The 24,089-nt window shown below is 71.9% G+C and carries 19 protein-coding genes; 13 read left to right on the plus strand and 6 right to left on the minus strand.

Annotated elements, in window-relative coordinates:
* The first annotated feature begins 20 nt into the window (after positions 1–20).
* The 3 genes from ACFT32_RS16235 to groL all read left to right on the plus strand — a co-directional run bounded on the left by ACFT32_RS16235 (position 21) and on the right by groL (position 2,974).
* Entirely contained in the window at positions 21–713 is a 693-nt protein-coding gene (locus ACFT32_RS16235) for a polysaccharide deacetylase family protein (protein ID WP_382490704.1), read from the plus strand.
* A gap of 205 nt (positions 714–918) precedes the next feature.
* On the plus strand, positions 919–1,227 hold the full coding sequence (gene groES / locus ACFT32_RS16240; RefSeq protein WP_003974211.1) for a co-chaperone GroES: 309 nt from the start codon (positions 919–921) through the stop codon (positions 1,225–1,227).
* A gap of 121 nt (positions 1,228–1,348) precedes the next feature.
* On the plus strand, positions 1,349–2,974 hold the full coding sequence (gene groL / locus ACFT32_RS16245; protein ID WP_382489437.1) for a chaperonin GroEL: 1,626 nt from the start codon (positions 1,349–1,351) through the stop codon (positions 2,972–2,974).
* 72 nt (positions 2,975–3,046) lie between these two features.
* Here the strand turns inward: groL and ACFT32_RS16250 are convergent, their stop codons facing one another.
* From ACFT32_RS16250 to ACFT32_RS16260, 3 genes are all read right to left on the minus strand, one after another.
* Complete coding sequence (locus tag ACFT32_RS16250; protein ID WP_382489439.1) at positions 3,047–3,754, minus strand: ester cyclase; 708 nt, start codon at positions 3,752–3,754, stop codon at positions 3,047–3,049.
* Between the two features lie 93 nt (positions 3,755–3,847).
* Positions 3,848–4,621 (minus strand): SDR family NAD(P)-dependent oxidoreductase, encoded by a 774-nt coding sequence (locus tag ACFT32_RS16255; RefSeq protein WP_382489441.1) that lies wholly within the window; start codon positions 4,619–4,621, stop codon positions 3,848–3,850.
* 94 nt (positions 4,622–4,715) lie between these two features.
* Entirely contained in the window at positions 4,716–5,384 is a 669-nt protein-coding gene (locus ACFT32_RS16260; RefSeq protein WP_382489443.1) for an MOSC domain-containing protein, read from the minus strand.
* A gap of 80 nt (positions 5,385–5,464) precedes the next feature.
* On the opposite strand from ACFT32_RS16260, the gene ACFT32_RS16265 reads away from it, so the two are divergent.
* Entirely contained in the window at positions 5,465–6,361 is an 897-nt protein-coding gene (locus tag ACFT32_RS16265; RefSeq protein WP_382489445.1) for a LysR family transcriptional regulator, read from the plus strand.
* A gap of 48 nt (positions 6,362–6,409) precedes the next feature.
* On the opposite strand, the gene ACFT32_RS16270 is transcribed toward ACFT32_RS16265, so the two are convergent.
* Positions 6,410–6,739 (minus strand): WhiB family transcriptional regulator, encoded by a 330-nt coding sequence (locus ACFT32_RS16270; RefSeq protein ID WP_184591351.1) that lies wholly within the window; start codon positions 6,737–6,739, stop codon positions 6,410–6,412.
* 380 nt (positions 6,740–7,119) lie between these two features.
* On the opposite strand from ACFT32_RS16270, the gene ACFT32_RS16275 reads away from it, so the two are divergent.
* From ACFT32_RS16275 to ACFT32_RS16290, 4 genes are all read left to right on the plus strand, one after another.
* Positions 7,120–7,731, plus strand: coding sequence for a response regulator transcription factor (locus ACFT32_RS16275; RefSeq protein ID WP_003948568.1), 612 nt, complete (start codon positions 7,120–7,122; stop codon positions 7,729–7,731).
* Between the two features lie 430 nt (positions 7,732–8,161).
* Entirely contained in the window at positions 8,162–8,749 is a 588-nt protein-coding gene (locus ACFT32_RS16280) for a sigma-70 family RNA polymerase sigma factor (RefSeq protein WP_189722729.1), read from the plus strand.
* Positions 8,750–8,899: 150 nt separating this feature from the next.
* Entirely contained in the window at positions 8,900–10,402 is a 1,503-nt protein-coding gene (guaB, locus tag ACFT32_RS16285; RefSeq protein WP_193481566.1) for an IMP dehydrogenase, read from the plus strand.
* 105 nt (positions 10,403–10,507) lie between these two features.
* Positions 10,508–11,632 carry a GuaB3 family IMP dehydrogenase-related protein gene (locus ACFT32_RS16290; protein WP_184591345.1) on the plus strand — a complete coding sequence of 375 codons (1,125 nt, stop codon included), beginning with the start codon at positions 10,508–10,510 and terminating at the stop codon, positions 11,630–11,632.
* 15 nt (positions 11,633–11,647) lie between these two features.
* Here the strand turns inward: ACFT32_RS16290 and ACFT32_RS16295 are convergent, their stop codons facing one another.
* The gene (locus ACFT32_RS16295) at positions 11,648–12,856 is read right to left on the minus strand and encodes a nucleotide sugar dehydrogenase (RefSeq protein ID WP_382489448.1); all 1,209 of its coding nucleotides are present in this window, start codon (positions 12,854–12,856) and stop codon (positions 11,648–11,650) included.
* A 272-nt stretch (positions 12,857–13,128) separates the two neighbouring features.
* On the opposite strand from ACFT32_RS16295, the gene ACFT32_RS16300 reads away from it, so the two are divergent.
* On the plus strand, positions 13,129–14,835 hold the full coding sequence (locus ACFT32_RS16300) for a glycerol-3-phosphate dehydrogenase/oxidase (RefSeq protein ID WP_382489450.1): 1,707 nt from the start codon (positions 13,129–13,131) through the stop codon (positions 14,833–14,835).
* Between the two features lie 85 nt (positions 14,836–14,920).
* Here ACFT32_RS16300 and ACFT32_RS16305 read toward each other — a convergent pair whose 3' ends face one another.
* A complete protein-coding gene (locus ACFT32_RS16305) occupies positions 14,921–15,964 on the minus strand; it encodes a serine hydrolase domain-containing protein (RefSeq protein WP_382489452.1) in 1,044 nt (347 codons plus the stop codon).
* 172 nt (positions 15,965–16,136) lie between these two features.
* Between ACFT32_RS16305 and ACFT32_RS16310 the strand changes: the two genes are divergently transcribed.
* The 4 genes from ACFT32_RS16310 to ACFT32_RS16325 all read left to right on the plus strand — a co-directional run bounded on the left by ACFT32_RS16310 (position 16,137) and on the right by ACFT32_RS16325 (position 24,073).
* A complete protein-coding gene (locus ACFT32_RS16310; RefSeq protein ID WP_382489454.1) occupies positions 16,137–18,176 on the plus strand; it encodes a serine/threonine-protein kinase in 2,040 nt (679 codons plus the stop codon).
* Positions 18,177–18,329: 153 nt separating this feature from the next.
* Entirely contained in the window at positions 18,330–20,849 is a 2,520-nt protein-coding gene (locus ACFT32_RS16315; protein ID WP_382489456.1) for a protein kinase, read from the plus strand.
* A gap of 167 nt (positions 20,850–21,016) precedes the next feature.
* Entirely contained in the window at positions 21,017–22,753 is a 1,737-nt protein-coding gene (locus ACFT32_RS16320) for a serine/threonine-protein kinase (protein WP_382489458.1), read from the plus strand.
* Between the two features lie 105 nt (positions 22,754–22,858).
* Positions 22,859–24,073, plus strand: a complete 1,215-nt coding sequence (locus tag ACFT32_RS16325; protein ID WP_382489460.1) for a protein kinase — start codon at positions 22,859–22,861, stop codon at positions 24,071–24,073.
* Positions 24,074–24,089 lie beyond the last annotated feature (16 nt).

The following is a 24,089-nucleotide window of genomic DNA, read 5'->3' on the forward strand; positions in this document are numbered from 1 at the left end:
CCGCCGCGCTGTGTGCGGGCATGCTCCTGCTGGCCGGCTGCGCCGGGACGGCGGGGGAGCGGGCGGGAGCGGACGGCCGGGGCCAGGACCCGGCCCACGCGGCCGGCCCCCTCGCGCGTCCGGCACGCCTGCCGCCCGTCGTGGACCGGGTCCGCACCCCCGACCCGGTCGTCTTCCTGACCTACGACGACGGCGCCGAACGCGACCCCGGCTTCGCCGGCCTCGTCCGCGAACGGCGGCTCCCGGTCAGCCTGTTCCTCACGGACAGCGTCGCGGGCCCCGGCTACGGCCACCTGGCCCGGCTGCGCGCGGTCGGCGCGACCGTGCAGAACCACACCCTCGACCACCCGGCCCTGCGCGGCCTGCCCTACGCCGGGCAGCGCGCCGAGATCTGCGGCCAGCAGCACAAACTCCGCACCCGCTTCGGCATCCGCCCCCACCTCTTCCGCCCGCCCTACGGCACCTATGACACGACGACCCTGCGCGCCGCCGCCGACTGCGGCATCACGGCGATCGTCCTCTGGCGGGCCTCCCTGTCCGCCGACGGCGAACTGACGTACACCCACGGCGAGCCACGCCCTCGCCCCGGCGACATCGTCTCCGTGCCGTCGGCCGGGACGAATCCCCTGACGACGACGGAACGAACCGTGCGGCTGCTGAGGGAGATCGAGGGGAGAGGCCTGCGGGTGGGACGGCTGGAGGACTACCTCTGACACGAAGTCCCCGGCCGACGCGCCGCGGGCAATTAGCAGTCCGCTTGACCGAGTGCTAATCACGGTCATAGTCTCGGCTCTGGCACTCACCCCTGGAGAGTGCCAACACAGCGACGGGCAGGTCCGGCACCCGCGACGACGGATCCACCTGGTCGCCACCTCAGACAGTTAACCCCGTGAGATCTCCGAAGGGGGAGGTCGGATCGTGACGACCACCAGCTCCAAGGTTGCCATCAAGCCGCTCGAGGACCGCATTGTGGTCCAGCCGCTCGACGCCGAGCAGACCACCGCCTCTGGCCTGGTCATCCCGGACACCGCCAAGGAGAAGCCCCAGGAGGGCGTCGTCCTGGCCGTGGGCCCGGGCCGCTTCGAGGACGGTAACCGTCTTCCGCTCGACGTCTCCGTCGGCGATGTCGTGCTCTACAGCAAGTACGGCGGCACCGAGGTGAAGTACAACGGCGAGGAGTACCTCGTCCTCTCGGCTCGCGACGTGCTCGCGATCGTCGAGAAGTAATTCACCCCGCATTACCAGCATTGCAGTGAACTGCGCCCCTGGCCCCCGCGACCTTATGAAGCCGGGCGTCGGGGGCGCGGTTCGTTTCACCCACATTTTCCGAGAGGGCTGAACCGCTCCCATGGCGAAGATCCTGAAGTTCGACGAGGACGCCCGTCGCGCCCTCGAGCGCGGCGTCAACAAGCTTGCCGACACGGTCAAGGTGACGATCGGCCCCAAGGGCCGCAACGTCGTCATCGACAAGAAGTTCGGTGCCCCCACCATCACCAACGACGGTGTGACCATCGCCCGTGAGGTAGAGGTCGAGGACCCGTACGAGAACCTCGGTGCCCAGCTGGTCAAGGAGGTGGCGACCAAGACCAACGACATCGCGGGTGACGGTACGACCACCGCGACCGTGCTCGCCCAGGCGCTCGTGCGCGAGGGCCTGAAGAACGTCGCCGCCGGTGCCTCCCCGGCCGCCCTGAAGAAGGGCATCGACGCCGCGGTCAAGGCCGTGTCCGAGGAGCTCCTCGCGACCGCCCGCCCGATCGACGAGAAGTCCGACATCGCCGCCGTCGCCGGTCTGTCCGCCCAGGACCAGCAGGTCGGCGAGCTCATCGCCGAGGCGATGGACAAGGTCGGCAAGGACGGTGTCATCACCGTCGAGGAGTCCAACACCTTCGGTCTGGAGCTGGACTTCACCGAGGGCATGGCCTTCGACAAGGGCTACCTGTCGCCGTACTTCGTGACGGACCAGGAGCGCATGGAAGCGGTCCTGGACGACCCGTACATCCTCATCACGCAGGGCAAGATCTCCGCCATCGCGGACCTGCTGCCGCTGCTGGAGAAGGTCATCCAGGCCAACGCCTCCAAGCCGCTGCTGATCATCGCCGAGGACGTCGACGGCGAGGCGCTGTCCACCCTCGTCGTGAACAAGATCCGCGGCACCTTCAACGCCGTCGCGGTGAAGGCCCCCGGCTTCGGCGACCGCCGCAAGGCGATGCTGCAGGACCTCGCGGTCCTCACCGGCGCCACGGTCGTCTCCGAGGAGGTCGGCCTCAAGCTCGACCAGGTCGGCCTGGACGTCCTCGGCTCCGCCCGCCGCATCACCGTCACCAAGGACGACACCACGGTCGTCGACGGCGCCGGCAACAAGGACGACGTGCAGGGCCGCGTCGCCCAGATCAAGGCCGAGATCGAGTCCACCGACTCCGACTGGGACCGCGAGAAGCTCCAGGAGCGCCTCGCGAAGCTGGCCGGCGGCGTGTGCGTCATCCGCGTGGGTGCCGCCACCGAGGTCGAGCTCAAGGAGCGCAAGCACCGTCTGGAGGACGCCATCTCCGCGACCCGCGCCGCGGTCGAGGAGGGCATCGTCTCCGGTGGTGGCTCCGCTCTGGTCCACGCCGTGAAGGTCCTCGAGGGCAACCTCGGCAAGACCGGCGACGAGGCCACGGGTGTCGCGGTCGTCCGCCGCGCCGCCGTCGAGCCGCTGCGCTGGATCGCCGAGAACGCCGGCCTGGAGGGCTACGTCATCACCTCCAAGGTCGCCGAGCTGGACAAGGGCCAGGGCTTCAACGCCGCCACCGGCGAGTACGGCGACCTGGTCAAGGCCGGCGTCATCGACCCGGTCAAGGTCACCCGCTCCGCCCTGGAGAACGCCGCCTCCATCGCCTCCCTCCTCCTCACGACCGAGACCCTGGTCGTCGAGAAGAAGGAAGAGGAGGAGCCGGCCGCCGGGGGCCACGGCCACGGCCACTCCCACTGAGGCACCGACCTCGTAGAGAAGCCCCCGTCCCGCCTCGCGCGGAACGGGGGCTTCTCCCTTGGGTCCCGCGGGTCACAGCTCCAGCGGGTCGAGCGCCCCGAGCTGCTGCATCAGCCCGAGCCGGTCGTACTCCCACCAGCCCTCGGCGATCTTCCCGTCGGGCGTGCACCGGTGGAAGGTCGTCCCCGTCATGGTGACGTCCTTGCCGGTCGGCGGAATCCCGAGGAAGTCGCCCTTGTGGTGTCCCTTCCAGGTCCACCGGGTGCAGACCCGGTCGCCCTGGGCGACCTGGTCGTCGATCGTGAACGAGAAGTCGAACCCGCCCCGCCACACCTCCAGCTCGCGCCGCACCGCGTCCAGCCCGATGACGTCCTGCACATTGGCGGGATCGTGGTCGTGGTAGTCCTCGATGAACACGTCGTTGAACGGGGGCGCCGCACCCTGCCCGGGCGCCTGTTCGAAGAACCTGCGCGCGGTGGCCGCGTACAACTGCTCGTCCCGCACCACGTCCAGATCGGTGAACGTCGGTGCCTCGTCGCAGAGCGCCACCATGTCCTGGAAGATCCGGTCGGTCTCCGGAAGCCCGGAGTTCCGCATCGCCTCCTCGTACGACGGGAACTCCACGATCTCGACCACGTGCGACGCGTCGGCCCGGTCCTTCGCCACCACACTGTGCGACGCGGTCCGCTTCCCTTTGGTCTGCTCGACCCACCTGTCCATCAGCCGGTTCATCTCGTCGAGCCGACTGGTCCTGCATTCGATGAGCTGTACGAAGGTCATGGCCTCGCCTCCGGGCTCGCTGGGTCCGGCTACAGCTCCATTCTCCCAAGCGGGCCGCCCGGATGCCTCCCGGAGCCTCGGCGGCCGAACCCGCTACTGCGGCCCGTACTTCCGCCCCGTCTTGGACGAGACCGCCCCGAGCATCCCTCTGGGCACCAGCTTCGCCGCCCCCATCAGCGCCTTGTAGCGCGGGTCCGGGATCGACAGCGTCTTGCCCCGGGCCAGATCGTGCAGCGCCGCCGCCACCAGCTTGTCCGCGTCGAGCCACATCCAGCTCGGGATGTTGTCCGTGCCCATGCCGGCCCGGTCGTGGAACTCCGTGCGCACGAAACCGGGGCAGAGCGCCATCAGCCGTACGCCGCTGCCGGCCAGGTCGCGCGCCGCGCCCTGCGTGAACTGCACGACCCAGGCCTTGGACGCGCCATAGGTGCCCCGCGGGACGAACGCGGCGACCGACGCGACATTGACGACACCGCCCCGGCCGCGCTCCCGCATGCCCTCGGCCGCCGCCGACGTGAGCCGCAGCACCGCCTCACAGTGCACCTTGAGCATCCGCAGCTCATCGGCCATGGAGACATCGAGATAGCGGCCCTTGTTGCCGAAGCCGGCGTTGTTGACCAGGAGGTCGACGGGGTTCTTGCGGTCGCCCAGCCGGCCGGCCACCGCCTCGATGCCCTTGTCCTCCGCGAGGTCGGCCGTCAGCACCTCCGCCTCGATGCCGTGCCCGTCGTGCAGCTCGGTCGCCTGTTCCCTGAGCCGCTTGGTGTCGCGGGCCACCAGCACCAGGTTGTGCCCGTCTGCCGCCAGTCGCCGCGCGAACGCCGCCCCGATGCCTGCCGTCGATCCCGTAATCAGAGCCGTTGTCATGGCAGAAGGTTAGTGACCCGGACTGGGTGCATCCGCTTCCGAACAGGACCTTCGCCGGTGAAGGGTCCGTGGAGACAGTCGCGGTGAGGCGCCGTCAGGCCCCGTACTTCTCCTTGTACTCCCGCGCCTGGCGCAGCACCTCCGGGTGCAGGGCCTCGCCCGCCGCCAGCAGCCGCGGCAGCAGCGTCCGCTCGGTGGTCACCGCCCGGAACTGCAGGGCCACCGTGACGTCATGGTCGGGACGGTGCAGGATCTCGACGGCGTCGCCCGCGCGGATCGCCCCGGGCTCGATCACCCGCAGATACGCCCCGGGCGCGCCCCGCTGAGTGAACCGCTTCACCCAGCCCTTCTCCTCCAGATGGCCCTGGAACGTGCGGCACGGGATCCGCCCGGAGGTGATCTCCAGCACCGCCTCGGGCCCGATGCGCCACCGCTCGCCGATCAGTGCGCCGGACACGTCGAGCCCCTGGGTCGTGAGGTTCTCGCCGAACGCCCCGTCGGCCAGCGTCCGGCCCAGCTCGCGCTCCCACTCGTCCAGGTCCTCGCGCGCCATCGCGTACACCGCCTGGTCGTCGCCGCCGTGGTGCTCCAGCTTGCACACCGCGTCCCCGGCCAGCCCGCTCCCGCCGATGCCCTTGGGCCCGGGCGCCGACACCCGCACGGCCCCGTCCACCGGACGCTTGTCGATCCCGGTCACGCCCTCCGGGTTGTCCGTGTACGGCACAGCCTTGGCGCGGCCCAGATTCACAGACAGAAGCTTCATACCCGCACGGTAAGGGACCGGAGCTCAAAGCGTCGACGCATTATTCGCATCGGCATCAAAGAGTCGCTTATTCTCAAAGGGTGATCGAAGCTCGTCATCTCCGTGTACTGCGCGCCGTCGCCGCCACCGGTTCCTTCTCCGCCGCTGGGCGGGAACTGGGCTGCACGCAGCCCGCCGTCAGCCAGCAGATGAAGGCCCTGGAGACCTCCGTCGGCACGCCCCTGCTCATCCGCACCGGGCGGGAGATGCGCCTGACCCAGGCCGGTGAGGCGCTGGTGCGGCACGCCGCCGGGATCCTCGCCGGGCTCACGGCCGCGGAGGAGGAGGTCGCCGCCATCGCCGGGCTGCGCGCGGGACGGGTCCGGCTCGTCTCCTTCCCCAGCGGCAGCTCCACGCTCGTACCGACGGCCCTCGCCGCACTGCGCGCGGCGCACCCGGGTACCCGCGTCTCCCTGGAGGAGGCCGAACCGCCCGCATCGGTGGGCCTGCTGCGCGAGGGCGACTGCGACGTGGCGCTCGCCTTCCGCTACGAGGGCGCGGCGGGTGCGGAGGAGTGGGACGACCTCGTCGTACGGCCGCTGCTGTCGGACCGGCTCGTCGCCCTCGTGCCGGAGCGGCACCGGCTCGCGGGTGCGGGGTCCGTCGCCATCGGGGAACTCGCGCGGGAGTCGTGGATCGCGGGCTGCCCGCGCTGTCGCGGCCAGTTGGTCGAGGTGTGCGCGGCGGCCGGCTTCACGCCTCGCATCGATTTCGCCACCGACGACTATCCGGCGGTGGTCGGCCTGGTCGGCGCCGGGCTGGGCGTGGCGGTCCTGCCGCAGCTGGCTGTCGAGTCGGTGCGGCCCCGGGGTGTACGCACCGTGACGCTGGAACCGGCGGTGCGCCGGGAGATCGTCGCGCTCACCCTGCCCGACCTCGCACAGGTCCCGGCGGTGTCGGCGACGCTCGACCAGCTGGCGCGGGCGGCCGTCCGCTAGCAGGAACCGACCGGCACGCGTGCGCGTGCCTTTCGCAGAAACGTTATTTCAGTGATGCGAGGCGGTGTGTCCGCCCGGTGCCGACGCCGACACCAGCCGGTTGCGCGCCCGCCCCATGAGCTCTTCGCGCTCGTCCTCGGTCAGCCCGCCCCACACGCCGTACGGCTCGCGCACCGCCAGCGCGTGAGCAGCGCACTCGGCGCGTACCGGGCACCTCATGCAGACCTCTTTGGCCGAGTTCTCGCGAGCACTCCGAGCCGCACCGCGCTCGCCCTCCGGATGGAAGAAGAGCGAGCTGTCCACCCCGCGACAGGCAGCCAGCAGCTGCCAGTCCCACAGGTCCGCGTTCGGTCCGGGAAGGCGGGAGAAATCTGCCATTACGTGACCCCTTGTAGCCGTTCTGGGCGGATCCGGTGTCTACGACCGTACAACTACGATCTAAGGAGATGAAAATATGACTCATTGCGAATCTAGCTCCAGACACTGGCAAAGCGGAAGAAATGGGTCTGAATGGGGCATAGGTTGTGATGAAAGTTCGTGGGTCTGCTGCGCATGTCTGCACCGTGTCCGCCCCCTCACGTAGAGTGCCGAAGAGGACAGCCGACCCCGTAACTCTTTCGAGTGACCGTCGTTGAGAGTGCGAGGCGGTTGAAGGAACAAGCGCTCGGACAGGCGTCCGAGGCGGTCGACCGCACAGGTGACGATTCCGTACCAGCCTGGAGGCTCAAGGTGACGCGCATCAGCTGCGGAGGGCGGTCATGACTTCCGTCCTCGTCTGCGACGACTCCCCGCTTGCCCGAGAGGCGCTCCGTCGCGCGGTCGCGACCGTGCCCGGCGTAGAGCGCGTGACGACGGCGGCCAACGGCGAGGAAGTCCTCCGCCGCTGGGGGGCCGACCGCTCGGACCTGATTCTGATGGACGTACGCATGCCCGGTCTGGGCGGCGTCGAGACGGTCCGGCGGCTGCTGTCCGCCGACCCCGGTGCGCGCATCATCATGCTCACCGTCGCCGAGGACCTGGACGGTGTGGCGCTCGCCGTCGCCGCCGGCGCCCGCGGCTATCTGCACAAGGACGCCTCCCGCGCCGAGCTGCGCGCGACGGTGACGCAGGCCCTGGCCGACCCGACCTGGCGGCTCGCCCCGCGTCGGCTGCGCTCGGCCGAGATGGGCGCGGCGCCCACGCTCACGGCGCGTGAGATCCAGGTCCTCGAAGGCATGAGCCACGGCCGCTCGAACGCGGAGATCGGCCGCGAGCTGTTCCTCTCCGAGGACACCGTCAAGACGCACGCCCGGCGCCTGTTCAAGAAGCTCGGCGCCTCGGACCGGGCCCACGCCGTGGCGCTCGGCTTCCGGTGGGGTCTGGTGCGCTAGGGCCTGTCGTTCGGATCGGGCCGGCTTCGAGGCGCGGCCTCCGGCGCGGGTCGGAGAGCGGGGGCATGCGGATGCCCCCGCGCGAGCCGGGCGCACGCGTGCGAGGGTCCGGCGGGGTGCCTGCGGGGCCGCCCGGCCCCGGGACGATCCGAACGGCAGGTCCTGAGGGCCGCCGCGCGTGTGGCGGTGGTCGCAATGGGGGCACGAAGAGCCAGGTGGGCGGGGTCGGACCGGGGGTCCGCCGGGTGCCCGCTGCTTGTTTCGCCGCGGATGCCGCATCCTTGAGGGTGTGGAGTTCCTCGGGGACGAGTCGGTCGAGCGGAAGGGGAGGGCGCAGGGGATGAGTGCCGGCGCACCTGCTCATAACGCTTCGGTGCACAACAACGGGCGCGGTGCCGCGGACCCAGTGGCCGCAAGGCACCATGGACCGATGCGCGACGACGAGGCGGTCAATGCCCATGGGGCGATCGGCGCGCTCGTCCACCGCGCCGTCGACGGGGACGAGCAGGCAACGCACGATCTGCTCGCCCATGTCCACCCCTTGGCGCTGCGCTACTGCCGCACCCGTCTGTCCCGTCTCCCGGGCGACGCCCGGCACTTCGTCGAGGACCTCGCCCAGGAAGTGTGCGTGGCGGTGCTCCTCGCGCTGCCCCGCTACCGGGACACCGGGCGCCCCTTCGAGGCGTTCGTCTTCGCCATCGCCGCTCACAAGGTCGCCGACCTGCAGCGCGCGGCGATGCGCCACCCAGGCTCGACGGCCATCCCCTCCGACGAGATGCCCGAGCGCCCCGACGACTCCCTGGGACCGGAAGAGCGCGCACTGCTGAGCAGTGACGCGGAATGGGCCAAGAAGCTCCTGGCCAACCTGCCCGAGAACCAGCGGGAGCTGTTGCTGCTGCGCATCGCGGTGGGGCTCACGGCCGAGGAGACGGGCCAGATGTTGGGAATGTCACCCGGTGCCGTCCGGGTGGCGCAGCACCGGGCGCTGAGCCGACTGCGGGCGCTCGCCGAGCAGTAGCCCCTTCAGCAGCCCTTGGTTGAACAGGCGGTGCGCGGCCTCCGTACGAACATACGAAGCCCTGAGCGAGCCGGAACCGTGGAATGAGACAGCCGCGCTTCCCGTTAGCATGGACATCCGCACCGATCAAGGCCATTTGGGGAAGGTGTCATGACTGCAAACGTCGACGGAGTGCCCGGAAAATTCGCGACACTCGGGCTGACCTACGACGACGTGCTGCTGCTGCCGGGCGCATCCGAGGTGCTCCCCAACGCGGTCGACACCTCGTCCCGCATCTCCCGCAACGTCCGGGTCAACATCCCGCTGCTCTCCGCGGCGATGGACAAGGTGACCGAGTCCCGTCTGGCGATCGCCATGGCCCGCCTCGGCGGCGTCGGCGTGCTGCACCGCAACCTGTCGGTCGAGGACCAGGTCAACCAGGTCGACCTGGTCAAGCGGTCCGAGTCCGGCATGGTCACCGACCCCATCACGGTGCACCCGGACGCGACGCTCGCCGAGGCGGACGCCCTGTGCGCCAAGTTCCGCATCAGCGGCGTCCCCGTCACGGACCCGGCCGGCAAGCTGCTCGGCATCGTCACCAACCGCGACATGGCCTTCGAGACCGACCGCAGCCGTCAGGTGCGTGACGTCATGACGCCGATGCCGCTGGTCACCGGCAAGGTCGGCATCTCCGGCGTCGACGCCATGGAGCTGCTGCGCCGCCACAAGATCGAGAAGCTGCCGCTCGTCGACGACCGCGGCATCCTCAAGGGCCTGATCACGGTCAAGGACTTCGTCAAGGCCGAGAAGTACCCGAACGCCGCCAAGGACGCCGAGGGCCGGCTGCTGGTCGGTGCCGCTGTGGGCGCCAGCCCCGAGGCCCTGGAGCGCGCCCAGGCGCTCGCCGAGGCCGGGGTGGACTTCCTGGTCGTCGACACCTCGCACGGCCACAACAGCAACGCCCTCAGCTGGATGTCGAAGATCAAGTCGAGCGTGTCCGTCGACGTGATCGGCGGCAACGTCGCCACGCGCGACGGTGCGCAGGCCCTGATCGACGCCGGTGTCGACGGCATCAAGGTGGGTGTGGGCCCCGGCTCGATCTGCACCACGCGTGTGGTCGCCGGCATCGGCGTCCCGCAGGTCACCGCCATCTACGAGGCCTCCCTCGCCGCCCGCCCCGCGGGCATCCCGCTGATCGGCGACGGTGGTCTGCAGTACTCCGGCGACATCGGCAAGGCGCTCGCCGCCGGTGCCGACACGGTCATGCTGGGCAGCCTGCTCGCGGGCTGTGAGGAGTCGCCCGGCGAGCTGCTCTTCATCAACGGCAAGCAGTTCAAGTCCTACCGCGGCATGGGCTCGCTCGGCGCCATGCAGTCCCGCGGCCAGGGGAAGTCGTTCTCGAAGGACCGCTACTTCCAGGCCGAGGTCGCCTCCGACGACAAGCTCGTGCCCGAGGGCGTCGAGGGCCAGGTGCCCTACCGCGGCCCCCTGGCCAACGTGCTGCACCAGCTCGTCGGCGGTCTGCGCCAGACCATGGGCTACGTGGGCGCGGCCACCATCGAGGAGATGGAGTCCAAGGGCCGCTTCGTCCGCATCACCTCGGCGGGCCTGAAGGAGAGCCACCCGCACGACATCCAGATGACGGTCGAGGCGCCGAACTACAGCCGTCAGTAGGCATCAGGCCTGATGGGGCGGCCCTGGAAGCATCCGGGGCCGCCCTCGTCATGCCCGTCGGCGATACTGGAAGACGCTGCAACGCATCAGGGAAAGGCCACAGACGTGACTGAGATCGAGATCGGGCGCGGCAAGCGCGGCCGCCGGGCGTACGCCTTCGACGACATCGCCGTCGTCCCCAGCCGCCGTACGCGGGACCCGAAGGAGGTCTCGATCGCCTGGCAGATCGACGCCTACCGCTTCGAGCTGCCCTTCCTGGCCGCTCCCATGGACTCGGTCGTCTCCCCGGCCACCGCGATCCGCATCGGCGAGCTCGGCGGCCTCGGCGTGCTGAACCTCGAGGGCCTGTGGACGCGCCACGAGGACCCGCAGCCGCTGCTCGACGAGATCGCCGAGCTGCCCGCCGAGGCGGCGACCCGGCGCCTCCAGGAGATCTACGCCGCGCCGATCAAGGAGGAGCTGATCGGCGCCCGCATCAAGGAGGTGCGCGACTCCGGCGTGGTCACGGCCGCCGCGCTCTCCCCGCAGCGCACGGCCCAGTTCTCCAAGGCCGTCGTCGACGCGGGCGTGGACATCTTCGTCATCCGCGGTACGACGGTCTCGGCGGAGCACGTCTCCGGTGCGTCCGAGCCGCTGAACCTGAAGCAGTTCATCTACGAACTGGACGTCCCGGTGATCGTCGGCGGCTGCGCCACGTACACCGCGGCCCTGCACCTGATGCGCACCGGCGCGGCCGGTGTGCTGGTCGGCTTCGGCGGCGGCGCCGCGCACACCACGCGCAATGTGCTCGGTATCCAGGTCCCCATGGCTACGGCGGTCGCCGACGTGGCCGCCGCGCGCCGTGACTACATGGACGAGTCCGGCGGCCGCTACGTGCATGTGATCGCGGACGGCGGTGTCGGCTGGTCCGGCGACCTGCCCAAGGCGATCGCCTGCGGTGCCGACGCGGTGATGATGGGCTCCCCGCTCGCCCGCGCGACCGACGGCCCGGGCAAGGGCCACCACTGGGGCATGGAGGCCGTGAACGAGGAGCTGCCGCGCGGCAAGAAGGTCGACCTCGGCACGGTCGGGACCATCGAGGAGATCCTCACCGGCCCGTCCCACACCCCCGACGGCTCGATGAACCTCTTCGGCGCCCTGCGCCGCGCCATGGCCACCACCGGCTACAGCGAGCTGAAGGAGTTCCAGCGCGTCGAGGTGACGGTGGCGGACTCGCAGCACCGGCGGTAGGCCCCGGGTACGACGTCACAGACGGTGGGCGGCACCCGCGGGTGTCGCCCCTCGTGTGTCCAGGAGCAGCTGCGCCTTCACCGACAGGCCCTGGAGGTCGTACGTGCGGTGCTGCTGGAGCAGGATGGTCAGATCCGCGTCGGCGGCCGCCTCGTAGAGGGAGTCCGCCCGGGGGACGGGGCGGTCGAGGACGCTCCAGTCGGGGATGTGCGGGTCGTGGTAGCTGACCGACGCGCCCAGGTCCATCAGGCGCAGGGCGATCTCCTCGGCTGGGGTGCCCTGCAGGTCGGCGAGGTCGGGCTTGTAGGTGACGCCCAGGAGCAGCACGCGTGCGCCGCGCGCCGACTTGCCGTGCTCGTTGAGGAGCTGGGCGCCGCGCTGGACGACATAGCGGGGCATCCGGCTGTTGACCTTCTGGGCCAGTTCCACCATGCGCAGGCTGCGGCCGCCGTGGGCGGTCAGGTCCTGCGGGAGGGTGTGGCCGCCGACGCCCGGGCCGGGGCGGAAGGCCTGGAAGCCGTACGGCCTGGTCTCCGCGCAGCGGATCACGTCCCACAGGTCGACGCCCAGGTCGTGGCAGAGCGCGGCCATCTCGTTGACGAGGGCGATGTTGACGTGGCGGTAGTTGGTCTCCAGCAGCTGCACGGTTTCCGCCTCGCGCAGTCCACGCGCGCGTACCACCTTGTCCGTGAGCCGTCCGTAGAAGGCGGCGGCCGACTCGGTGCAGGCCGGGGTGAGGCCGCCGATGACCTTCGGAGTGCCGGCGGGGGTGAGGTCGCGGTTGCCGGGGTCGACGCGGCTGGGGGAGTGGGCGAGGTGGAAGTCCCGGCCCGCCCGCAGGCCCGATCCCTCTTCGAGGAGCGGACGCAGGAATCCCTCTGTCGCCCCGGGGTACACAGGTGACTCCAGGATCACCGTGGTGTGCGGGCGCAGATGGGCGGCCAGGGTGCGGGCGGCCGTCTCCACCTGGCTCAGATCGAGCCGGCCGTCCGCACCCGGCGGGGTCGGTGCGCAGATGACCGCGGTGCGGACCCTGCCGAGTTCGGCGGCGTTCGTGGTCTGCCGGAAGCCCCCCGAGAGCATCCGGCGCAGTTCGGCGGGGCTGAGGGGACCGGTCTCGGGTCCGGTCCGGTAGCCGATGGTGGGGACGCCGGCGGCGACGGCGGCCTGAGCCAGGGGCAGGCCGTAAGGGCCGAGTCCGATGACGGCGAGATCTGCGGGCACGGCGTGGCCGTCCTTCCCAGTAGCCGAAGTGGGACAGGTGCGCAAGCCCTGTGGACAGGACGGGCGAGTGCAATGTCAGACTAGGAGTAAATATGACCGTTATGTGGGATTGCCTGGCCGAGTTTCGGTGAGTGTTCCGTGCGGGTTGTCCACAGGCTGAGGGCCCGTGGTGGCTGAAGTCGGGCAACCCGGTCAGAATTTGGGCATGGGGGGATACGGACGGGGCCTCACCCGACGGGTGCGGCCGGCGCGACCGATGAGCGGGAGGCAGCGTGAGGACAGCGACACTCGGGCCGGCGCAGCGAGCCGAGTCACTTGCATCCATGGCCGAGCGAGAGCTGGACGTGCTGGTCGTGGGCGCGGGCGTGGTGGGTGCGGGAACCGCCCTCGACGCCGTGACCCGGGGGCTCGCCACCGGCCTGGTCGAGGCCCGCGACTGGGCCTCGGGTACGTCCAGCCGGTCCAGCAAACTGATCCACGGCGGCCTGCGCTATCTGGAGATGCTCGACTTCGCGCTCGTCCGGGAGGCGCTGAAGGAACGCGGCCTGCTGCTGGAGCGGCTCGCCCCGCACCTGGTGAAGCCCGTGCCGTTCCTGTACCCGCTGCAGCACAAGGGCTGGGAGCGCCTGTACGCCGGGTCGGGCGTCGCGATGTACGACGCCATGTCCATGGCGCGCGGCCATGGCCGGGGCCTGCCCGTGCACCGCCACCTGACCCGCTCTCACGCCCTGCGCGTGGCGCCCTGCTTGAAGAAGGACGCCCTGGTCGGGGCGCTCCAGTACTACGACGCCCAGATGGACGACGCCCGCTATGTGACCAACCTCGTGCGCACGGCCGTGGCGTACGGCGCCAAGGCCGCCAACCGCGCGCGGGTGACGGGCTTCCTGCGCGAGGGCGAGCGGGTCGTCGGCGCACGGGTGCAGGACGTCGAGGGTGGCGGGGAGTACGAGATCCGCGCCAAGCAGGTCGTCAACGCGACCGGCGTCTGGACGGACGACACCCAGGCGATGGTCGGGGAGCGCGGCCAGTTCCACGTCCGGGCGTCCAAGGGCATCCACCTGGTCGTGCCGCGCGACCGGATCCACTCCACGACCGGACTGATCCTGCGCACGGAGAAGTCCGTGCTGTTCGTCATCCCCTGGGGCCGGCACTGGATCGTCGGGACCACGGACACCGACTGGGACCTCGACAAGGCCCACCCGGCCGCGTCCAGCGCGGACATCGACTACCTGCTGGAACATGTGAACTCGGTGCTCGCGGTGCCGCTCACCAGGGACGACGTCCAGGGCGTGTACGCGGGCCTGCGGCCGCTGCTCGCGGGCGAGTCGGACGCCACCAGCAAGCTGTCGCGCGAGCACACCGTGGCGCATCCGGTGCCCGGGCTCGTCGTCGTGGCGGGCGGCAAGTACACGACGTACCGGGTCATGGCCAAGGACGCGGTGGACGCGGCGGTGCACGGGCTCGACATGCGCGTTGCCGAGTGCGTCACCGAGGACGTGCCGCTGCTGGGCGCCGAGGGCTACCGGGCGCTGTGGAACGCGCGGGCGCGGATCGCCGCCCGGACCGGACTGCACGTGGTGCGGGTGGAGCATCTGCTGAACCGGTACGGGGCGATGACCGAGGAGCTCCTGGAGCTGATCGCCGAGGATCCGTCGCTGGGCGAGCCCCTGGCGGCGGCCGACGACTATCTGCGCGCCGAGATCGTGTACGCGGCCTCGCACGAGGGGGCGCGGCATCTGGACGACGTGCTGACCCGGCGGACGCGCATCTCGATCGAGACCTTCGACCGGGGCAGTCGCAGCGCACGCGACGCCGCCGGGCTGATGGCGCCCGTGCTCGGCTGGGACAAGGACCAGATCGAGCGCGAGATCGAGCACTACCAGAAGCGGGTGGAAGCCGAGCGCGAGTCGCAGCGGCAGCCCGACGACCTCACGGCGGACGCGGCGCGGTTGGGGGCGCCGGACATCGTGCCTCGGTAGACGCCTGCCGTGCCCGGGACATCCCGCCCCGACATCACTCGAACGAGTGTCGTGAGCCGGGATATCCGTTCGGGGCCCGGTCGTTCTACGAGGTGCGGGGGCAGAACTCGGCCGCGAGCACCGCGGGTTCGAGGTCGGGATCCGCGATCGCGTCCGTGTTCACACGGAAGGTGAGGACACGCCGGCCGCCGACGGTGGCCGCGGTGCGCACGTAGCTGCCGGATATGTGCCCGTTGTGTCCCCACACCGTGATGCCGCACGGAAGCTTCTCGGGGAACAGCCCCATGCCGTACGCGCCGTGTGCGGCACGGGTGTCGCGCATCTCGCGCAGCCAGCGCGGGGGCAGCAGCCGGCCGTCGAGCAGGGCCGCGTAGAAGCGGTCCAGATCGGCGAGCGTGGTCACCAGCTCGCCCGCGGCGCCGGCCACCCGCGGATCGAGATCGGTGACGTCGGTTCCGTCGGCGGCGTAGGCGCGGCCGTGCGGAGAGGGCAGCGAGGAGCGGGAGCCCGGGAAGGAGGTGCCCGTCAGACCCAGGGGAGCGATGATGCGGCGCTCGGCCTCGGTGGCGTACGAGTCGCCGGTGACCTGCTGGATGACCAGGCCGAGCAGGACGTAGTTGGTGTTGGAGTAGGAGAAACGGCCGCGCGTGGTCGGAGGGTGGGTGAGTGCGATGCGTACGGCCTGACGGGGTGTGACGGGTGCCCTTCCGTCGGTGTCCGCCGTGAAGTCGGACAGGCCGCTGGTGTGGGTGAGCAGCGAGCGCAGGGTCAGCGCGCGGCCGTCGTTGCCCGCTCCCCGCACCAGGCCGGGCAGGTGCCGCTCCGCGGTGTCGGACAGGGACAGCCGGTGCTCGGCGGCCAGTTGCAGCACGACCGTGGCGATGAACGTCTTCGTGATGCTGCCGGCGCGGAAATGGTCCGACCGGGCGATTCCGGGACCGGCGTGGGCATAGCGGGTGGTGGTTCCCTCCCGGGCCAGCAGGGCCGCGGCGGGGGCTCCGCCCCGGGTCGTGAGAAGAGGCAGCAGGGCGTCCGTGGGCGGGGCCGAAAGGGCCGAGGAGTCGGCCGGGGGCAGGCCGAGGAGGGCGACGGCCGCGGGCAGGGCCAGCAGCGTCCGAATCGGCGGCATGCGGGCTCCTCCCTCGTCAGAGCCCATCATGCAAGGCGGCGCGGGGTGCGGCGCACCCGGGTTCCGGGTGGGCGGGCCCGGTGCCCCGTGCCCAGGGGCCCCCTGGGCACGGGGCACTTGTCGGGTGAGAGACAATGGAGGCTCTGTCAGGGCGGGTTGTATGAGGGGACGCATGTCGGAGGCGGAGCGGGCGGGCACATCCCGTCAGGACACTCGTCAGGACAACAGGGAGCGTCTCCTGGCGGGGCGCTACCGGCTGGGTGAGGTGCTCGGCCGCGGCGGCATGGGCACGGTGTGGCGCGCCGAGGACGAGACGCTGGGGCGGACGGTCGCCGTCAAGGAGCTGCGGTTCCCGACCAACATCGACCAGGAGGAGAAGCGGCGGCTGATCACGCGGACGCTGCGCGAGGCCAAGGCGATCGCGCGGATCCGCAACAACAGCGCCGTGACCGTCTTCGACGTCGTCCAGGAGGACGACCGGCCCTGGATCGTGATGGAGCTCGTCGAGGGCAAGTCGCTCGCCGAGGTCATCCGGGAGGACGGCCTCCTCGAGCCGAAGCGGGCCGCGGAGGTCGGGCTCGCCGTCCTCGACGTGCTGCGGTCCGCGCACCGCGAGGGCATCCTGCACCGCGACGTGAAGCCGTCGAACGTGCTGATCTCCGACGACGGCCGGGTCGTGCTCACCGACTTCGGCATCGCCCAGGTCGAGGGCGACCCGTCCATCACCTCGACCGGCATGCTCGTCGGCGCGCCCTCCTACATCTCCCCGGAGCGGGCGCGCGGGCACAAGCCGGGCCCGGCCGCCGACCTGTGGTCGCTCGGCGGGCTGCTGTACGCGTCGGTGGAGGGAGCGCCGCCGTACGACAAGGGGTCGGCCATAGCGACCCTCACCGCGGTGATGACCGAGCCGCTGGAGGAGCCGAAGAACGCGGGCCCGCTGACGGACGTCATCCACGGGCTGCTCACCAAGGACCCGGCCAAGCGGCTCGACGACGCGGGCGCCCGGGCGATGCTGAACTCCGTCATCCACGCGCCGGAGAAGGCCGAGCCTGAGCCGCTGGACGCGACGAAGGTCGTGCCGCTGCCGAAGCAGCCGGACAAGGCCTCCCGCAAGGGTGGCTCGGCGAGTGCCGGGAGCAAGCGGGGCGAGGAGGCCGGGGAGCGGCTGCGCGGGGCGCTGCGCTCCGTGCGCAAGGCCGCGGCCGGACCCGCCGCGGCGTCGGCCGCGACCCGCACCGAGTCCGAGGACGCCAAGCCCGCTTCCGGGCTTAAGGACGAGGCGGCCGTTGGGGGCGCCAGCGCGTCTGCGGCGAAGCCGGGTCCGAAGCAGACGTCGGGTGCTGCGGCTTCCGGGGCCGGTGAGCGAGCCGCGCAGGAGGCGAAGGCGACCTCCGAAGGGCGGAGTTCGGGGTGGCCCGTCATGCCGCCGCCGGATCTGCCGCCGCGGCAGGTGCCCAGGGCGCCGCTCACCGACGTGGTGTCGCGGCGGACCTTGATGATCATCGCCGTGGTCGTGGTGCTCGCCGTGCTCGGCACAGTGCTCACCATCGCGTTCAGCGGGGACGACAAGGGCTCGAAGGGGGCCGGGGGCGAGAGCGGCGGCAAGACCGTCGCCACGGCGTCGAGCGCCGACACCAAGGGCGACGAGAAGGGCGGCGCGCGCACCGACGACACCGCGACGCAGCCCGCGCCCTCGGGGCCCGCCTCGAACAGCGAACCGAGCGGCGGGGAGAGCGGATCGGCCGGCGACGGGAAGGACGGGTCCGCCGGAAAGGGCACCGCGGCGGAGTCGACTCACCAGGGGAACCAGGGGTACTCGATCGGCCTGCCGAAGGGGTGGAAGTTCCAGTCCACGGGCTCCGCCGGCGACCGGTTCACCGGGCCCGACGGGCAGAAGCTGCTCATCGCCTGGACGTCCACGCCCAAGGGCGACCCGGTGGCGGACTGGAAGAGCCAGGAGCGCTACATGCAGCGCACGGAGTACAGGAAGATCCGAATAGAGAAGGTGGACTACCGCGGCTGGAACACGGCCGACTGGGAGTTCACCTACCGGGAGAGCGGCACCAAGTACCGGACGATCGACCGCGGGTTCGTCGTCGACGACTCCCAGGGCTACGCGCTGATGTACACGGCGAAGGCGGCCGGCTGGGGCGGTGAGTCGCGCAAGAAGACATGGGCGACGCTGACCAAGACCTTCGAACCCAAGTCCTGAGCATGAGCGTCCCCGGGTTTGGGGAGGCAGATCTGGCATCCCCACATTGCGGGTTGCCTGCGGCACGTATCGTAAATATTTGCGGTCCGTGCGCAGCCGGAACGGACCGTGGGGCGAACGGATGTGACCGACCGGGCTGACGGGGGAGGCAACGTGGACGACTATGCGGGCCGGGTACTCGCCGACCGCTACCGCCTGCCGCTGCCGCCGTCCGACGAGTACGAACTCACCGAGACCCGGGCCTTCGACACCTACAGCGGACAGGAAGTCCTCGTCAGGCAGGTGCCGTTGCCGGAGGTGGTCGAGGCCGAGGTCCTCGACGCGGAGGGGCTGCCCGACGGCTTCACCGCCCGTGACGGTGGTGCGCGGCGGTCCGGCGCGCGTCCGGGCCTCCGGCGGCCCACGGACCCGGTGGTACGGCGTGCGGTCGACGCCGCCCAGGCCGCCGCGGCCATTCCCGACCATCCGCGGCTAGACCAGGTCTTCGACGTGTTCGCCGAGGGCGGTTCGCTGTGGATCGTCAGCGAGCTGGTGGCCGCGCGTCCGCTGGCGGCGCTGCTCGCCGAGAAGCCGCTGACGCCCTACCGGGCGGCCGAGGTCGCCTCCGACGTCCTCATGGCGCTGCGGGTGCTGCACGCCCACGGCTGGGTGCACCGGAACGTCACCGCGCGGACGGTGCTCGTCTGCGACGACGGCCGGGTGATGCTGACCGGTCTCGCGGTGGGCGCGGCGGAGGAGGCACTGTGCGGGTACGACCCGGTGCCGGCCGCCGAAGAGCTTGAGCGGGGGCCGGCCCACGAGGGCGGTGCCGGGCCGGTCAACGGCGTCGGAGGCCCGGGTGGCGGCGCCCCGGGCGGCCTCGGCGGTGCGGTCGATCCCGAGGCCGCGCGGCGAGCCGCCATAGAGGCACGGGAGGCCAGGGGGCTGCCCGCGGCCGGGGGTGACACGGCGGGCGGGGGCCCGGCCGCGTCGGCCCGCAGGAGCGTGGACGACAGCGGTGACCCACGGGCCGCCCGGGCCGGGGCCATCGCGGCCTACCGGGCAGGTGCCCGGGCCGCCGCACGGGTCCAGGAGGCGCAGGAGGGCGGCCGGGCCGCCCTGCCCGGTGCCCGGTCCGCCCCGGACAGCGGGCCCGCGCCCCACGGCAACGGCTCGGCGCAGTCGCCGTACATCCCCGGGCAGGGCCCGGCACCCGGTGCGGGTCCGCCGGGGCGGATAGCCGACCCCTACGGCGTGGGCGGCGCCCCCCGGACGACCGCCTGGCACGGCGCCACGCCCCGGGGCGGAACCGGCGGCGCTTCCTTGCCGCAGGGGCAGGAGCAGGCGGCTCTCCCGCCGGCCCCGGACCCCTCCGCCCAGGGCTCGCCAGCCCGGTGGGACGAACTGGTCGCCGACACCCCCGCACCCCGGCGCGGCCCGGCCACGGCCCTGGCCGCCGAGCGGGCACGGCAGGCGCGGATGGCCGTCGTGGGGCCCGTGACGGAGCGCTGGGCGCCCGAGCAGGCCGGACCCGTGCACGAGAACTGGCAGCTGGCCGCCCCGATCGGTCCCGCGACCGACCTGTGGGCGCTCGGCGCGCTGCTCTTCCGGGCCGTACAGGGGCATGCACCCTACCCGGAGGAGTCGACGGCCGAGCTGGTGCAGATGGTGTGCGCCGAACCGCCCGCCTACGCCGAGGAGTGCGGGCCGCTCCGGCCGGTGGTGGAGTCGCTGCTGCGTCAGGACCCGACCGAGCGCCTCGACTTCGAGGAACTGCGCGGCTGGCTGCGCTCGCTCGTACGCTCCGCGCCCGAGCCGGAGGCCGGGGTGCACGTCGTCGCGGCGCCGCCCGCCGACGCGAGCCGGCTGCCCGTCGTACGCCGCAGGGGCGAGCTCGTGCGCAGGCGGAAGGCCGGGCTGCCCGCGCACCACGGGCGGCACAAACGGGCCAAGCGCGAGTCCCGGTCGCCGAACCGCCTCGGCCGCACCCTGCTCCTGCTGGTCCTGCTCGTGATGGCCGCCGCGATCGCCTACGCCATGCTCTTCATGCCCAAGTCGAAGACCGACGGCGCGGAAGGCACGGACGGTACGGACCGTGCCGGTTCCGCCGGTGAGGTCAGCCAGGCGCCCGAGCCGGACGCCAGCAGCGAGCCTCGGCCCGACCAGACGTCGCCCGAGCCGGAGAAGAGCCCGTCGAAGTCGGCCGGTTCCGCGGAGACGCAGACCGCGGGCCCCGATGTCGCCGACGGCTTCACCCTGCGCAAGGACCCGGCAGGGTTCCAGGTCGCCGTCGCCAAGGGCTGGAGCCACACCCCGCGTAACGGCAGCGGCCAGGTCGTCTATGCGAAGGGCGACTTCGAGCTCATCGTCGTACCGGGCCGGGACAGCGCCACGGAGTTCGGCACTGACCCGATGGCCTACCAGCGGGAGAGGGAGCGCGAGTTGCAGCCCTACCGCGACTCCAGCTGGGCCACCTCCACCGGGCTGAAGACGATAGAGGTGGGCGGACGGACCATGGCCGAGGGGCAGTTCACCTGGACCGGCGGCGACGGGGGCGAGCTGTATGTGCGCAACCTCGCGATGCTGGTCGGCGGGCGGTACCACGTGGTCCAGGTGCGCGGGCCGGAGGCCGAGCGGGACGAGGTGACGCGGCTGTACGAGCAGGCGGCGGCGACCTACAAGGCGACGGGCTGAGCGCCCGGCGCGCCGCCTGTACGCGGTAGTTCAACCTCTGGTTGCCTCGCGTCCCGACAGGCGACAACCGTCACAGTGCGGTCACCGTGGTACCCCGCTTGTTCCCTGGGGAGGGGCGGGTCCTTACGCTGACCCTGTCAAGACCATTGCGGGGCAACGTGAATCAGATGCAGGGCCAGCTCGTCGCGGGCCGCTACCGGCTCGCCGACTCGATCGGCAGCGGCGGCATGGGCCGGGTGTGGCGCGCCCATGACGAGGTGCTGCACCGGTCCGTCGCCATCAAGGAGTTGACGGCAGCCCTCTACGTCTCCGAGAGCGAACAGGCCATCCTCCTGGCGCGCACCCGGGCGGAGGCGCGGGCCGCCGCGCGGATCAACCACTCGGCGGTCGTCACCGTGCACGACGTGCTGGAGCACGACGGCCGTCCGTGGATCGTGATGGAGCTGGTCGAGGGCCGTTCGCTGGCCGACGCCGTCAAGGAGGAGGGACGCGTCGAGCCGCGCGAGGCGGCACGCGTCGGCCTCTGGGTGCTGCGGGCCCTGCGCGCCGCGCACACCGCCGGTGTCCTGCACCGGGACGTCAAGCCGGGCAATGTCCTCCTGGGGCGTGACGGACGCGTCCTGCTCACCGACTTCGGCATCGCCCAGATCGAGGGCGACACGACCATCACGCGGACCGGCGAGGTCGTCGGTTCCGTCGACTACCTGGCGCCCGAGCGGGTGCGTGGCCACGACCCGGGCCCGTCCTCCGACCTGTGGGCGCTCGCCGCGACGCTCTACACGGCGGTGGAGGGCCGGTCGCCGTTCCGCCGGACCACCCCGCTGACCACCATGCAGGCGGTGGTCGAGGAAGAGGCCGCCCAGCTGCAGCACGCCGGTCCGCTCGGGCCCGTCATCACCGCTCTGCTGCGCAAAGATCCGGCCACCCGGCCCGACGCGTCCGAGGCCGAGCGCATGCTCGCCGAGGCGGCGGAGGGGCGGCGGCCGAGCGGGGCACAGGCGTACGTCCCGACGCAGTACGGGGGAACGCCGTACCAGGACGTCCACAGCGGCACGGGCACGACCGGCCCGGGCCTGTCCGGCACCGGCTCCGGGTCGCACACCCGGACGCCGCTCCCGCCGCTGGCCGGTACCCCCGCCAACGGTGCCCCGGCCCCCCGGACACCGGTGTCCGGGACCCCCGTCGCCGGCCATCCGACGACCGGTCCCACCACGGTCGGTCCGACGGCGACGGGTCCGCAGGGGTCCGGGCCGCAGCAGACCGGTTCGGGCCGGCGCCGTCGGCTGCGTACGCTCGCCCTCGTCGTCGCGCTCGCGGCCATCATCGGCGGGACCACCGCCGTGGTGCTCCAGCAGTGGAACGAGGGCCGGCAGAAGCCGGGCGGCGCATCCGCCTCGGCGAGTCCCACGAACACGCAGCAGCCCGGGGGAGTTCCCGACAGCTGGGTCCGCCACGACGACCCCGCGGGTTTCAGCCTCTCCCTGCCCAAGGGCTGGAAGCGCAAGCCCTTCGGTCCGCAGGGCGAGCTCAAGCAGATCGACTACACGCCGGACGGCGGACGGCACTTCGTGCGCATCGCCGTCGACACCTCCCCGGACTTCGCCGACCCGTACGCGCACCAGCTCGACCTGGAGCAGCAGATCAAGGATCTGGTCGCCTACAAGCGGATCACGCTGGAGCGCAACGTCTACCGTGACCGGGGCGGCGCCCTGTGGGAGTACACCTGGACCGCGCGGGCGAAGGACACCCCGTTCCCCGGCCCGCGCCGCGCCATCGAGGAGACATACGTCGCCCGCGACGGCACCGAGTACGCGCTCTACATGTCGTCGCCCGCCCAGGACTGGGCGAAGGCGCGCAAGCAGTTCACCTCGCTGCTCCAGGGCTGGCAGGAGAAGACCTCCTGACACAGAGGCCGGTCGGCCCGGCGCGCTGCTGACGCGGGCCGTCTGTTTCGGCCACCCGTGAGCGCCGCCCCGGAGCCGGTCCGTCCGGTGGGGCATGATTGCCGCATGGGGACCGAGGGGCACAACACGCGTGTCATCGCGGGCCGCTACCGGTTCGAGGAGAGACTCGGGCGCGGTGGCATGGGCGTGGTGTGGCGGGCGACCGACCAGCTGCTCGGCCGGGGCGTGGCCGTCAAGGAGCTCCCCTACGACGAGACGCTCTCCGCGGCGGAGGCACGTCGGCAGCGGGACCGTACGCTGCGCGAGGCCCGGGCCGTCGCCCAGCTGAGCCATCCGCACATCATCGTGGTCCACGACGTCGTGGAGGACGACGAACGCCCGTACATCGTCATGGAGCTGATCGAGGGCGGCTCGCTCGCCGACCGGGTCGCCGCCCGGGGCCCGGTCGACGCCGCCGAGGCCGCACGCATCGGCATCGACCTGCTCGGGGCGTTGCGCGCGGCGCACGCGGCCGGGGTCCTGCACCGCGACCTCAAGCCCGCGAACGTCCTGCTGGAGGCCGGAACCGACCGGGTCGTCCTCACCGACTTCGGCATCGCCCAGGTCGCGGGCGCCCCCACCCTCACCGAGAACAACTCCTTCGTCGGCTCGCCCGAGTACACCGCGCCCGAGCGGATGTCGGGGGCCAGGACCGGGCCCGAGTCCGACCTGTGGTCGCTGGGCGCGCTGCTGTGCGCGGCCCTCAGCGGTGAGTCGCCGTTCCGCCGTGACTCGTTGGGCGGCATCCTGCACGCGGTCGTCGCCGCCGAGATCCGGCCACCCGCGCAGGCCGGTCCGCTCCTGCCCGTCGTACAGGGCCTGCTCGAACGCGATCCCGACCGGCGGCTGGACGCGGACCGGGCGGAGCGGATGCTGCGGGCCTTTCGCGACACGGGCCGGACGCCGGAGGCGCCGCCGCCCGGGTACGTGCCGACGGTACGGGACACACCGGGCGGACGGCCGCGCGGCACCGCGCAGGACGCCGCCGACCAGCGGCCGTTCATGCGGCCTGCGGGCATGCCCGCACCGGGCCGGCTCGCCGAGCAGCTGATGCGGCAGCCCACCCGGAGGGTGCTCGTGGCCGCGCTGCTGGTCGCCGCGATGGCGGGAGCGGGAGTGTCCGCGGCGGCGCTGCTCATGGACGAGAGCGGCGAGCCGGGAGGAGGCTCCACACCGACGAGTTCGGCTCCCGAGACCCCCACGACCCGGCCTTCGTCCCCGAGCGCTCCCGCACCCACGACCACCCCTGTCGGCTCTCCTACCGGCACAAACGGGAGATAAGCCCTCGGCCAGGGTC

Origin of the sequence: Streptomyces sp. NPDC057002 (genome assembly GCF_042673825.1) — a bacterium.
Taxonomy (GTDB): domain Bacteria; phylum Actinomycetota; class Actinomycetes; order Streptomycetales; family Streptomycetaceae; genus Streptomyces.